This is a genomic window from Marinomonas sp. 63XJN7_7_ISO-PGPR-S23-202, assembly GCF_056173505.1.
In genome coordinates, this window is record NZ_CM149677.1 from 5160643 (window position 1) to 5173335 (window position 12693).

The 12693-nt window shown below is 43.0% G+C and carries 12 protein-coding genes; 10 read left to right on the forward strand and 2 right to left on the reverse strand.

The features are described from left to right. The first annotated feature begins 335 nt into the window (after positions 1-335). On the forward strand, positions 336-1712 hold the full coding sequence (locus AC0VYG_RS23755) for an 8-oxoguanine deaminase (protein WP_475430296.1): 1377 nt from the start codon (positions 336-338) through the stop codon (positions 1710-1712). 91 nt (positions 1713-1803) lie between these two features. On the opposite strand, the gene AC0VYG_RS23760 is transcribed toward AC0VYG_RS23755, so the two are convergent. Further along, positions 1804-2859, reverse strand: coding sequence for an NAD(P)-dependent alcohol dehydrogenase (locus AC0VYG_RS23760; RefSeq protein ID WP_067340563.1), 1056 nt, complete (start codon positions 2857-2859; stop codon positions 1804-1806). A gap of 170 nt (positions 2860-3029) precedes the next feature. Between AC0VYG_RS23760 and AC0VYG_RS23765 the strand changes: the two genes are divergently transcribed. The 7 genes from AC0VYG_RS23765 to AC0VYG_RS23795 all read left to right on the forward strand — a co-directional run bounded on the left by AC0VYG_RS23765 (position 3030) and on the right by AC0VYG_RS23795 (position 9871). Next, positions 3030-3923 (forward strand): AraC family transcriptional regulator, encoded by an 894-nt coding sequence (locus tag AC0VYG_RS23765; protein WP_475430297.1) that lies wholly within the window; start codon positions 3030-3032, stop codon positions 3921-3923. A gap of 109 nt (positions 3924-4032) precedes the next feature. Beyond that, positions 4033-4704, forward strand: coding sequence for an acrylate utilization transcriptional regulator AcuR (acuR, locus tag AC0VYG_RS23770; RefSeq protein WP_475430298.1), 672 nt, complete (start codon positions 4033-4035; stop codon positions 4702-4704). 73 nt (positions 4705-4777) lie between these two features. Next, complete coding sequence (gene acuI, locus AC0VYG_RS23775) at positions 4778-5761, forward strand: acrylyl-CoA reductase (NADPH) (RefSeq protein ID WP_067011757.1); 984 nt, start codon at positions 4778-4780, stop codon at positions 5759-5761. 262 nt (positions 5762-6023) lie between these two features. After that, positions 6024-7067: a sensor histidine kinase gene (locus tag AC0VYG_RS23780; RefSeq protein ID WP_475430299.1), complete on the forward strand. Its 1044-nt coding sequence runs from the start codon at positions 6024-6026 to the stop codon at positions 7065-7067. A gap of 35 nt (positions 7068-7102) precedes the next feature. After that, positions 7103-7819 (forward strand): response regulator, encoded by a 717-nt coding sequence (locus tag AC0VYG_RS23785; protein ID WP_475430300.1) that lies wholly within the window; start codon positions 7103-7105, stop codon positions 7817-7819. 32 nt (positions 7820-7851) lie between these two features. Further along, a complete protein-coding gene (locus tag AC0VYG_RS23790) occupies positions 7852-8505 on the forward strand; it encodes a potassium channel family protein (protein ID WP_067011761.1) in 654 nt (217 codons plus the stop codon). Between the two features lies 1 nt (position 8506). Next, complete coding sequence (locus AC0VYG_RS23795) at positions 8507-9871, forward strand: TrkH family potassium uptake protein (protein WP_475430301.1); 1365 nt, start codon at positions 8507-8509, stop codon at positions 9869-9871. Between the two features lie 15 nt (positions 9872-9886). Here the strand turns inward: AC0VYG_RS23795 and AC0VYG_RS23800 are convergent, their stop codons facing one another. Next, positions 9887-10780: a LysR family transcriptional regulator gene (locus AC0VYG_RS23800; protein WP_475430302.1), complete on the reverse strand. Its 894-nt coding sequence runs from the start codon at positions 10778-10780 to the stop codon at positions 9887-9889. 103 nt (positions 10781-10883) lie between these two features. On the opposite strand from AC0VYG_RS23800, the gene AC0VYG_RS23805 reads away from it, so the two are divergent. Both AC0VYG_RS23805 and AC0VYG_RS23810 read left to right on the forward strand, forming a co-directional pair. Then, positions 10884-12251 carry an MFS transporter gene (locus AC0VYG_RS23805; RefSeq protein ID WP_475430303.1) on the forward strand — a complete coding sequence of 456 codons (1368 nt, stop codon included), beginning with the start codon at positions 10884-10886 and terminating at the stop codon, positions 12249-12251. Continuing rightward, the gene (locus AC0VYG_RS23810; protein ID WP_475430304.1) at positions 12230-12631 is read left to right on the forward strand and encodes a hypothetical protein; all 402 of its coding nucleotides are present in this window, start codon (positions 12230-12232) and stop codon (positions 12629-12631) included. Before AC0VYG_RS23805 ends, AC0VYG_RS23810 begins: the two co-directional genes overlap by 22 nt. Positions 12632-12693 lie beyond the last annotated feature (62 nt).

Below are 12693 nucleotides of genomic sequence, written 5' to 3' on the forward strand. Positions count from 1 at the left end.
AAGGAGTTTTTGGCCTGTTAGTAAAAAATAGTCCACAAGCGAAAAAAAGAAAAAAATTTTAACTTTCACATTTGCTCAAAAAAATAATGTGAATAATTTTGCTGTCAACAGGTTGACATGGGATAAGTTTGACCTGTGTATAAGTTTTTTTAACGCGAAAATCTCTTGCTTGTGGGTAACTAAATCGTCTTTTGACCTGCTTTTACTGTCTTAATGTTGTCATTTATGAAGTAAGCTTGAGGAAGGTGCGAATGAGTCGGACGATAAGCCGTCTCAATTTCAAGCTTTCAGAAGCATTATCAATCCTTAACATGTGGACACAAATGAGAAACGCTATGCAACCTCCCGTTGTTTGGGTATGTGCCCCAAAAGCGATTTATTCACCTGAGCAAGATGCGCTCGGTGGTTTGTTGATCAAAGAAGGCAAAATTATTGAGTTGATTCCCAAAGGTGGGAAACCTGTTTTACCTTATGACATCACCTTTAATGCCTTTGACCATGTGGTATTACCTGGTTTAATCAATACTCACCATCATTTTTATCAAACGCTTACGCGGGCTTTTCCTGATGCACTCAATAAAGCTCTTTTCCCCTGGTTGCAGACGCTCTATCCTCTTTGGGCTGAGCTGGAACCCGCTATGCTGGCCAGTGCAACCAAACTTGCGATGGTGGAATTGATGGAATCCGGCTGTACACTGGCGGCGGATCATCATTATTTGTTTCCTGACGGCATGGAACACGCCATTGATGTGCAAGTCGATGTGGCGAAATCTCTTGGCATGCGGGCGATGTTTACTCGTGGTTCTATGAGTTTGGGAGAAAGAGACGGAGGTTTGCCACCTCAATCGACTGTTCAAGATGAAAAAACCATTCTAGACGACAGCGTGCGCTTAATTAATACCCACCACCAACGAGGTGAAGGTGCCATGATTCAAATCGCCCTTGCACCCTGCTCGCCGTTTTCCGTCACCACCGATATCATGAAAAACAGTGCTGAACTCGCTAAAAAAGAACAGGTTCGCTTGCATACTCACCTTGCCGAAACGCTGGACGAAGAAGCGTTTTGTTTAAAACGTTTTGGCATGCGAACAGTTGATTACTTAGAGAGTGTTGGTTGGCTTCATGATCGAACTTGGTTAGCCCATGGTATTCATTTTGATGACAAAGAGATTGAGCGATTAGGTAAAGCCGGGGTAGGAATTTGTCATTGCCCAACCTCGAACATGATGTTGGGATCAGGGATTGCACGAAACAATGAACTAGAAGAGGCAGGTGCTCTGATTGGTTTAGGTGTGGACGGTTCAGCGTCAAATGATGGTTCGAATATGATCATGGAAGTTCGCCAAGCCTTGTATATTCAACGTTTACGTTATGGCTCCGCCCATGTTTCTCATTTTGATGCTTATCGTTGGGCGACAAAAGGTTCTGCTGCGATCCTTGGTCGTCAGGATGTGGGGGAAATCGCTGTTGGTAAGCAGGCTGACTTGGCTTTTTTTAAATTAGATGAACTGCGCTTTTCAGGGAGTCACGACCCATTGGCGGCGCTTTTATTATGTGGCGCGCAAAAAGCTGATCGGGTGATGATTGCAGGGAAGTGGACGGTAGAAAATGGCCATGCTGTTGGTATTGATCGTAAGCAGTTAATGGCGGAGCATTCTGCTCATAGCCACCGTTTAGCCGATAAGTTGTTGGCTAAATCTTCCACTCATTAACATCTTACTTGCTAATGAAAGAGAAAACAGAATAAAAAGCGCCCAGTTGAAGTAGGCGCTTTTTACTATAAAACGTTATAAAGCTTAGATATTAGGCATCTTTCAAACTTTTCATATCAATGATAAAACGGTATTTCACATCGCCTTTTTTCATACGTTGATAAGCTTCATTAATGTCTTGGATGTTGATCATCTCCGCATCACACTCGATATTGTGTTCCGCACAGAAATTCAACATTTCTTGTGTTTCGGCGATTCCACCAATTAACGACCCCGTAAGGATACGTCGCTTCATGACCAAGTTTCCAGCATGAACTGGTGGTTCAACAGGTTCAATAAGACCGACAAGAATGTGTGTACCGTCGACTTTTAAAACACTAAGATAAGGGTTGAGATCGTGCTGTACTGGGATGGTATCCAGCAAATAGTCAAACGTCATCGCAGCGGCTTTCATTTGAGCTTCGTCGGTTGACACGATGACGTGATCGGCTCCTTGTCTTTTTGCTTCGGCGATTTTGCTTTCAGAGCGAGTGAAAATGGTGACTTCAGCACCGAAAGCTTTGGCAAATTTCACGCCCATATGACCTAAACCACCCATACCTAAGACGCCTACTTTATCCCCTGCTTTGATGCCATTATGACGAAGTGGTGAGTAAGTGGTGATGCCTGCGCATAATAAAGGGGCTGCTTTACTCAGTTCTAAAGTTTCTGGAATGGAGAGAACGAACTTTTCACGTACCACGATGTGGTCAGAATAGCCGCCATAAGTGAGTGTGCCATCAATCAGATCATGACCACCGTAGGTGCCCACAGCGCCATTGTCACAATATTGTTCTAAGTCTGCGGCACAATGGGCGCAGTGCTGACAAGAATCGACCATACAGCCTACCCCAACAATGTCCCCTATTTTATATTGGCTCACTTTATTGCCGACTGCCGTGACTTTGCCGATGATCTCATGACCAGGTACAACGGGGTATTCACTTGGCCCCCAATCACTTTCGACGGTATGGATGTCTGAGTGACAAACACCGCAGTAAAGAATATCAATATTCACATCGTCTTCACGTAATGTGCGTCGTTCAAAAGTAAAAGGTGCTAAAGGTGTTGTTGCGGATGTCGCAGCGTAAGCTTTTGCTTGACTCATTACCTAACTCCTAATCTGTAAGTGTATGTCTTAATGTGCTCTCAGTGTAGGGTATATAGAGGAGATTATTGTTATACAATTCTGGTAGTATTTTGCCTATTCCTCCAAAAAGGCTGAACTCTTTATTTCCTACACAATATTTGCCCGATATCTTATATAAGTGACTCTAAATGATGATAACGCCAGAAAAACAGAGCAGTTTAGTGGATCTACTGCGACCTATCGCCTCTTTAGAAGGCATCAGAAGCAGTCTTATTGATCAGGTGCGTTTGATAAAATGCTCTAGAACGATTCCTCGTAGCCCGCTGATGTATCAACCCAGTTTGACCATCATTGCACAAGGGAAAAAAGTGGGATATTTAGGAGAGCGAGAGATTCATTACAATTCGGGACATTACTTGGTACAAACCCTGCCTTTGCCTTTTGAATGCGAAACCTTTGCTACCGCAGATGAACCGTTATTAGGTTTATCCATTCTTATTGACCCGTCTATGTTAGCGGAACTGGTAGCGGATCCCGTGGAAATCGACCCTAATAAAAATACTTCCTGTTCTCCTATGGCGTCTGTGGCCATGAGTAGTGGAATGCAAGAAGCCGTTATACGGCTTGTGCGTGCACTACACGATGAAATCACGGCAAAAATGATGGGAACTGGCCGAGTGCGAGAAGTGATCTTTGAAGCGTTACAAAGCTCTCAAGGGGACGCCATTCGGGCACTGGTGGCCAATCAAGGACTGTTTTCTCGTATTGTGTTGGCGCTTAAGCAAATGCATACCGAGCTAGATCAGGAAATACGGGTTGAGCAATTGGCAGAGAATGCCAATATGAGTGCGTCGAGTTTTCACCACCATTTTAAAAGCATTACGGGTTCTTCCCCTTTGCAATACTTAAAGCGTTTACGTCTTTTAAAGGCGCAAATGTTGTTAAATCAAGGGTTATTGAGCGTTGGACTGGTGTCTTTCGAGGTGGGCTATAAAAGCGTCCAGCAATTTAGCCGCGATTATAAACGCTACTTTGGTGTGTCTCCTACCAAAGACAAATTAAGAGAAAATGCAGTGGTATAAAAACAATAGGAGTCGATCGGATTCTTAATGTCTGCATTAACTTTCTTGAATTTAATAGACGAGTGGTCTAAATTAATGCCTATCATATACCATTGTTAGGAATAAGAATGTGCTCAACACCCTAGATGAACCAAAATTCAGTACCGACTTAGTAAACAAGCCTCGTCGTGGGAGGCCTAAAAAGTCACCATCAGGCGCCCAGGATACCCGGGAGGCTTTGCTACGTGCTGGTATGTTGATATTGACCGAATCTGGTTTTACCCGCAGTGGTATTGAGCCAATTCTAAAATCGATTGGTGTCCCCAAGGGTTCTTTTTACCACTACTTCTCCAGTAAAGAGGCCTTTGGATTGGCCGTTTTAGAGCGTTATCGACGCTATTTTGAAGCGAAATTAGATGGCTTTTTACTGGATGAGGCATTCTCTCCGCTGGAACGATTACAACGTTTCGCTAAGGATGCTCAGGATGGCATTGTCCGTCATGAATTTAAGCGTGGCTGTTTAGTGGGGAATTTGGAACAAGAATCTAGCCTATTGTCTGAGTTGTTTCGAGAACAATTGCAAGCGACCTATCAAAGCTGGCAGGCAAGAGTGGCTGGGTGCTTATTAGAAAGTCAAAAGCAAGGTGAAATTGATTTGCAAATCAGTGTTGAACAGGTATCTCAAGCATTTTGGATTGGCTGGGAAGGTGCGGTTCATCGGGCTAGGTTGATAAAAAGCATTCAACCCTTGAACCTGTTTATGGCGTTTTTTATCCAAGCAATTCAATCTAAAACGTATTAAAAATACCAACCAAGTATCAATACTTGGTTTTTTTGTTATTTAATTAGACGATCAGTCTAAATTTGGAGGGTTTATGTTTAAAGGTTTATTGATCACGCAAGAAGACAAAAAAAACTTGGCATCCGTTGTTGAGTTAAATGAAGATCAGTTACCCGAGGGTGATGTCCTAGTCGATGTGCATTACAGTACGATAAATTATAAAGACGGTATGGCGATCACCGGAAAGGGTCCCATTATCCGTTCCTTTCCAATGGTGCCGGGGATTGATCTGGTTGGACAAGTTATGAAAAGCGATTCTCCGCGCTTTTCCAAAGGGGATTTTGTCATTCTCAATGGTTTTGGTGTGGGTGAAAAACATTGGGGAGGTCTATCAGAAAGAGCCCGTCTAAAAAGTGACTGGTTGATTCCACTTCCTAAGACCATTGAAGCCAAACACGCTATGGCCATTGGTACGGCTGGTTACACTGCCATGCTGTCAGTACTCGCGTTGGAAAAACAAGGGGTAACGCCGGAGTCTGGTGAGGTTTTAGTTACTGGCGCAAATGGTGGGGTTGGCAGCTTTGCTATTCGTCTATTAAGTCGTTTGGGGTATAAGGTAGTAGCGTCCACAGGTCGAATGGCAGAAAGTGACTATCTAAGAAGCTTAGGTGCGAATGAAATCATTGATCGGGATTATCTGTCTGAACTCGGAAAGCCGCTGCAAAAAGAACGTTGGGCTGGGGCGATTGATTGTGTTGGCAGTCATACTCTAGTGAACGTTTGTGCCAGTACCCAATATGGTGGTGTGGTAACTGCCTGTGGCCTTGCTCAAGGGATGGATTTTCCTGCTTCGGTCGCTCCGTTTATTTTACGCGGCATTAAATTAATCGGCATTGATAGTGTCATGCGTCCACTTGAAGATCGTATCGAGGCATGGGAGCGTTTGGGCGAACTATTAAAACCGGAAGACTTCGCGACAATCAGCCATGAGATTACCCTTGATGACGTGATTGAAACGGCCCATGCTCTAATGAATGGTACTGTTCGTGGCCGTGTTGTTGTCAATATGAAACCTTAGTCTTAAGTGTGGTATCACCCTATCCTATTGAGCCGCTCTAACTGGAGCGGCAGGATACGCCCGTCCTATTGTGGTTGCTTTGACGTTGAACCACCTAGATAAGGAATGAGAGCAGGCGCAAGCCTGTTCTTTTTTTACGGCTTTTTTACGCGCGGTTTTTGCTTTCCTTTGATAGAGTTCGCTTGTGCTTGTACATCCCATTTATTTTGTATGAAAGTGATGCTTAAGCCCTGTAGAAAATTGTTTAACGAAAGCGGTTCCGATGAGCATCAAATTATCTCGACTTTCTCCATTTTATCTAGCCACGCTGTCTGTATGCTGCGCAGTGTTGATCAGTTATGGTTTGGGGATCTGGATTGGCTCCAGTACCGTAGTGTTGCTGATTTTGCAATTATCCGTCGTTGTGGTGGCTTTTTTATGTCGCCCTCGCTGGGTGTATATCGTAGCGTTATTAGAAGCCCTGTATTTTAACTTTCTGTTTACCGTGCCTCGCTATTCATTTGAGATGTTTAATGGCGATGACATCATCAACCTTTTGGTCTTTTTATTGGTGGCGGTGGTGACCAGCCAGTTGTCCGACCTTTATCAGCATCAGCAGAATCAATTAAAACAAGAGCAGCTACGCAACAGTATTTTATTGTCAGTTTCCCATGATCTACGCACCCCCCTATCCGCCATTATCGGTACGTTGAGTACCTTAAAAGAGTACATGGGCAAATTATCTTCTAAACAAAAAGAAGAGCTATTAGAAAGCGCAATGGTGGAGAGTCATCGTCTTCATCAATATATAGAGAACCTGCTACAGGTGACCAAACTACAACATGGGGTGGTGGTTCCTAAAAAATCGCAACAGTCTATCGTTCATATTATTCATTTGGTGATCGACCGATTTACTCAGCAAAAGTCGCGCCTAGTACTGCAAACCCAAGACAACCTGCCGCTGGTAAATGTGAGTTCATCATTGATTCAGCAAGCCATTTTTAATGTGATTGATAACGCCTTGCGTTATTCGCCAAATGACAAATGCGTGACCATTAGTGTACGAGTATCGCAAGCGAATGCTCAAGTCATTGTGGACATACAAGATGAAGGGGTAGGCATTCGCCAAGATCAAGCGGAATCCATTTTTGAATTATTTTACTCCCAGAATTCTCTGAAACGCAGCGACAGTGGTACAGGGCTTGGTTTAGCGGTAGCAAAGGGCATTCTTAGTGCGCATGGCGGGACGATTCAAGCCATTCCTTTAGTGAAGGGGTGTTTGATTCGTATTGGCTTACCCTCTGTTACTGAAGTTCATTATGGATGACCTACAGGAGGCCATATGAGGCAGGAGAGAAAAGCATGATGGCTTATAGAGTGTTAGTGGTTGATGATGAGCCACAAATTCACACTTTTATTCGTATCTCCTTGGAGGCAGAAGGGTTTGATTATTATGGTGCCGACTCGATTGTCATGGCCAAGTCCTCTATTGAAGCCCATGTTCCGCATTTGATTGTTCTGGATCTGGGGTTACCCGATGGCGATGGTGCGGATTTGGTGTCCGATATCAGAGCCACCAGCCATGTACCGATTCTGATTTTAACCGCTCGGGACGAAGAAGATGAAAAAATTCGTCTACTGGAAGCGGGGGCAAATGATTACTTAAGTAAGCCGTTTGGTATCCGTGAATTGATTGCCAGAGTAAAGGTATTAGTAAGAGATTTAGTGAATACTCACCAACCTCTTGATGACTTAATTACTGGTGATATTCATTTAAAAATCAGCACTAATCAGGCGTGGTTCCAAGGTGAAACTTTAGCGTTAACCAAAAAAGAATTTGCTTTTTTAAGCTTGCTGATGGCAACGCCTGGCAAATTGGTTATGCAAGACGTGTTACTGGCTACGATCTGGGGAGAAACCCATAAGCGAGACTCACATTATCTACGTATTTTGGTGAGTCAATTACGTAAAAAGTTGAATGATAGTGCCGATGATCAGCGCCTTATTAAGACTGAAACGGGTCTGGGATACCGTTTGTTATCGACGCATCCGTCGAGTGAATCGCTCAGTGATCAATAAAAATAACGTGTGAATAGAAGGTAGTGATTGATATGGCACATTTTACCGTGATTGGTTTAGGGCGATTTGGTATTGCAGCCAGTATGGAGCTGATTTATTTGGGTCACACCGTTACAGGGGTGGACAGAGATGCAAAAGTCGCAGAAAAAAACGTTGAAGATTTTACCCAATTACTGATTTGTGATTCCACCGATGAGAATGCGTTAAAAGAATTGGATCTTGCCAACAGTGATGCGGTATTGGTGGCCATTGGTGAAGACATGGAATCCAGTTTGCTCTGTACCTTAGCATTGAAAAAATTGGGGGTGAAGGAAATTTGGGTAAAAGCCAATAGCCGCGCCCATCATACCATTGTTTCTAAACTTGGCGTGTCACGCATCATCCATCCAGAAGAGGAAATGGGGGTGCGGGTTGCCCAAGCGCTTAATTACCCTATGGTAAACGATTACCTTTCGATTGGTCATGGGCTGTATGTGGTGGAAATTCACATTAAGCAGCCATTAGATGGATGTCATTTGGGGGAGCTGCTAGGGCCCTCTAAAGGCAAAGTGGATGCCGTGATGGTGAAACGTGAGCAAGAGACGTTTTTACAGTTAGACCAAGACTTTGAGATCAAAGCCAGCGATATCCTTTTATTATCGGGTACGCGTGATGCGCTGAAGTGCTTAGCGCCGAGGTTGTCTTGATATGATGTGGGATCCCTCTGTCGCACCGATTGAAAGACACCCAAAAGGGGCTAAGAAAATCATGGCTGCCCCACCTTTGATTTTGTGTGGCGGCTTTTTGTTACTGATCATCTTAGGCACCTTCTTGCTTAAGTTACCGATTGCCACGGTACACCCGATCTCTTGGGTACACAGTTTATTTACTGCTACCTCAGCGGTGACCGTGACAGGATTGTCTGTTGAAGACACAGGAACCGTTTTTACCACCTTTGGACAAGTCACCATCGCCCTTTTGATTCAATGTGGCGGTCTTGGCTTAATGACTTTTGCCATCGTGACGCTGGTGGCGTTAGGTGGCCGTATTGGTTTCTTACAGCGTACGGTGGCCATTGAGGCGTTTAACCATACCGATGCCTCGACCATTGTCTCAACGGCTAAATCGGTGTTGTTATTTTCTTTTGTGGTCGAATTCATTGGCATGGTGATTTTAGCCGTGCACTGGAGTGATTCACTTGGTTGGAAAACCAGTTTGTTTTATGGCTTCTTCTATACCATCAGTGCGTTTAATAACGCCGGTTTTGCGCTGAGTGCCAATAGTCTTATTCCCTATGTGTCCGATCCTGTGGTGAATTTCACCATTAGTGGTTTATTCATTATTGGCGGATTAGGGTTTTCTGTTTGGATTGATTTAATGAGAAACCGTCGTTGGTCGAAATTATCCACCTACAGCAAAATGATGATCTCTGGCACCATCATTATTAATGGGGTGGCGGTGCTGGCTATCTATTTTATCGAATACAACAACCCGCATACGTTAGGGCCATTAAGCGAAAGCGGCAAGTGGTTAGCATCCTGGTTTCAAGCGGTGACGCCGCGCACCGCAGGCTTTAATACCTTGCCAATTAATCAATTACGAGACGCGACCACGGCGCTGATGCTGGTGCTTATGTTCATTGGCGGCGGCTCCTTGAGTACCGCCAGTGGCATTAAAGTTGTGACTTTTATGCTCTTGGTTTATGCCACCTATGGGTATTTAAGACGAGATGAAGAAGTTAACGTTTTCAAACGTGAAATTCCCAAAGAAGTGATCAGCAAAGCTCTGGCCCTAGCGATGATTTCCATTGGTGTGACTTGGCTTGCCATCTTTGGCTTACTACTAAGTGAAAAGAACGCACCGATGATCGATGTGGTGTTTGAAGCGGTATCGGCGCTAGGAACCGTTGGCTTATCGAGGGGATTAACGGGCTCATTAAATGATACCGGTGAGTTTATTATTATCTTTTTAATGTTTATTGGCCGTTTAGGGCCGCTAACATTAGCCTACTTTTTAGCCAGCCCAAGAAGAAAAAAAGTTCGCTACCCGAAAGCAAAAATGACCGTGGGATAGGAAGTATTACACTATTTATTGTAGATCATTTATATGCTGTACTAGATGATCGATAAATGATCTGCATTTAAGACGAACGCGGTGGTCTCCTGTAAAAACAACACTGATATCCTGTTTAGGAAGACTCCAGTCTGGAAATAAATGAACAAAATCCCCGTCTGTTAATTCTTTTTTGATTATCCATTCGGGTAATATGGCGATACCAAGGTTGGATTTCACCATAGACTTTATAGATATTGATGAATTAGTACTAAACTTTGCGGTGGCATTCACTTTGAACTCATGATTATCTTTATTATGAAAAGTCCATTGTGTCGGATTTTTTAGATTACTGTTAGCAATCCAGTGAGCTGAGTTAACATCCTCTAATGAAGTAAGAGGGTTTTTTAGTAGCCACTGTGAAGAGGCCACCATAATAATATTATAATGGGCGATCTTTCGACTTTTTAAAGACGAATCATTCAATGTACCCAACCTAACCGCTAAATCAATCTGTTCATTGACTAATTTATTTAATGAAGAATCTGCATGAAAACTAATAGTAATATCTGGGTGAGATTGACAGAAATCAGCAATAATAGGTATTAAGAACACCTCTCCAAATTCGACAGTGGAAGAAATTCTTAAATTTCCAGTGAGAGAATGATGCTTTTCAACAACATTTTCTAATGATGTCTGAATATTTGAAAATGTCTCTTTAAAATCGTTATAGAGTAATTCACCCGCTTCAGTCATCACAAAGCCTCTGGAGTTTCTGATTAATAATGGAACTTTCAGAGAGTCTTCTAAGGATTTGATATGGATGCTGACCATCGCTTTGCTGATGAATAGTCGATCCGCCGCTTTGGAGAATGAGCCACTTTCAACGACAGTGATGAAAATATGGATACGTTTTAGATTGTTAAACATTCATTGTTAAATCTCATTAAACTTAGCGTTTAGTCTAAACCGCTCGTCACCCTCCGTCAAACTCTATAGTATTCCGGCCATAACATTTTGTCAGAGGTTGCTCATGGCTTATCGCTACCGAATTGCTCTCATTTTTTTGATCGGTTTTTTTATTGACTGTATAAATATCTTTATGTCAGCAATTTCTCTTCCTGATATTGCCAGAGAATTATCTGTATCAGCGTCTAGTATTGTTTGGGTTGCAAATAGTTATATTCTTGGCCTGACACTGATTATTCCTATTAGTAATTGGTTAGCCAGTCAATTCAGCGCTCGATTAACCATTGTGGCATCCATGCTTATATTTTCATTGGGTGCATTATTATCTGGTACAGCAAATGAGTTTTATTCTTTAGTCACCTTTCGTTTTATTCAAGGCGTGGGTGGTGGACTGCTTATTCCCGTTGGTCAAGCTCTCACCTTTAATTTATTTAAAAATAAAGAACGAGCAAAAATATCAACACTTGTTATGGCAGTCGCTTTGATTGCTCCCGCTATCTCACCGACTATTGGTGGTATCATTGTTGACCATGCTTCTTGGCGTTGGGTATTTCTATGTAATATTCCCTTTAGTTTATTAACAGCGTTATTGGCCCTACTATGGATTCGCTCTGAGGACACGAAGGTAAAACGCCCTGACCTAAAGGGACTAATGTTGGTTAGTATTTCATTGGCCACAATACTCATAGGACTTTCTCTTTATGCCGATGCTGGTTCAAAACTGAAGTCATTATTGTTTCTTATCATCGGCTTTGTTTTTGCTATGGCTTACTTGAAGTACTATCAGGATAAGTCTGACCCCATTCTTGATCTCAAAATGCTGCATAATATTCATATGCGATTTTCTGTGCTGATTTACCATGCGGTTCCTGGTGTCTTCACAGGAGTGAACCTATTAAGTATATTTTTTCTTCAAGATGAGCTGGGTTGGTCGGCGGAGCAAACTGGATCATTGATGATACTTTATGCGACAGGGTCATTTTTTGCCATGGTAATGGGTGGCCGACTCTATAATCGTATTGGTGCACAGCCATTATTTCTATCTGGTTTATTATTACACTCCTCTGGGATCGCGGTTCTCTCTTTAGCGGGAAATACTCTCACACTGCCATTATTGATTATCGCCTACCTATTGATGGGCATGGGAGGAGGAATAAGTGCCAATACAGCCCAGACAACGGCGATGATGGATTTTGACGAAGAGCAACTTACTCGAGCCAGTACTATCTGGAATCTGAATCGTCAGATGTCCTTCAGTATCGGTGCTGCTTTTTTCACTTTAGTTTTTAACTTGTTGCAACGGTACACCACGGATATGTCAGCCTACCAACTGACATTTTTAATAGCCTCAGTTGTTGGGCTCAGTCCCTTGCTACTGATTAAAAAACTCACCCAGAAAAAGGACTCGTTATGGTATCCGAAAGAGAGTTAGTCGCGCATCACAGTGTTATCGAGCTCCATCAATGGATTCAAGATGTATTTACTGGTGATTCAAAGCACCCTATGTCTCTAGAAAAACTACTGAATAGCTTCAGCCCGACTTTTTCCATGGTCCCAGTTTCTGGGAATCTTGTCGGTCTACAACAGGTTGAAGCGCTATTTCGACAGAACATAGGAAGTCGCCCATCCTTGTCCATTACAATTGAGCAATGTGAAACGCTATTAGCAACACAAGACAGCATTGTTATACGCTATCGTGAAATACATCAGGAAGAAGACAAAGGTTCTTCTCGCTGGTCCGTAGTGATTATTGATATGCATAGCGGTAATCCGCTATGGCGATATCTACAAGAAACGGCTGAGGCGTTGTAAAGACTGAGTCTATTTGCCGCACGTCTAAAACAGTCGTTTTGACAGCCCGAAAGCCAAAGTAA

Excerpts from the sequence above, each read along its gene's own strand:
- AC0VYG_RS23755 (WP_475430296.1), top strand. The coding sequence starts at position 336 with ATGCAACCTCCCGTTGTTTGGGTATGTGCCCCAAAAGCGATTTATTCA.
- AC0VYG_RS23760 (WP_067340563.1), bottom strand. The coding sequence starts at position 2,859 with ATGAGTCAAGCAAAAGCTTACGCTGCGACATCCGCAACAACACCTTTA.
- AC0VYG_RS23765 (WP_475430297.1), top strand. The coding sequence starts at position 3,030 with ATGATGATAACGCCAGAAAAACAGAGCAGTTTAGTGGATCTACTGCGA.
- acuI (WP_067011757.1), top strand. The coding sequence starts at position 4,778 with ATGTTTAAAGGTTTATTGATCACGCAAGAAGACAAAAAAAACTTGGCA.
- AC0VYG_RS23780 (WP_475430299.1), top strand. The coding sequence starts at position 6,024 with ATGAGCATCAAATTATCTCGACTTTCTCCATTTTATCTAGCCACGCTG.
- AC0VYG_RS23785 (WP_475430300.1), top strand. The coding sequence starts at position 7,103 with ATGATGGCTTATAGAGTGTTAGTGGTTGATGATGAGCCACAAATTCAC.
- AC0VYG_RS23790 (WP_067011761.1), top strand. The coding sequence starts at position 7,852 with ATGGCACATTTTACCGTGATTGGTTTAGGGCGATTTGGTATTGCAGCC.
- AC0VYG_RS23795 (WP_475430301.1), top strand. The coding sequence starts at position 8,507 with ATGATGTGGGATCCCTCTGTCGCACCGATTGAAAGACACCCAAAAGGG.
- AC0VYG_RS23800 (WP_475430302.1), bottom strand. The coding sequence starts at position 10,780 with ATGTTTAACAATCTAAAACGTATCCATATTTTCATCACTGTCGTTGAA.
- AC0VYG_RS23805 (WP_475430303.1), top strand. The coding sequence starts at position 10,884 with ATGGCTTATCGCTACCGAATTGCTCTCATTTTTTTGATCGGTTTTTTT.
- AC0VYG_RS23810 (WP_475430304.1), top strand. The coding sequence starts at position 12,230 with ATGGTATCCGAAAGAGAGTTAGTCGCGCATCACAGTGTTATCGAGCTC.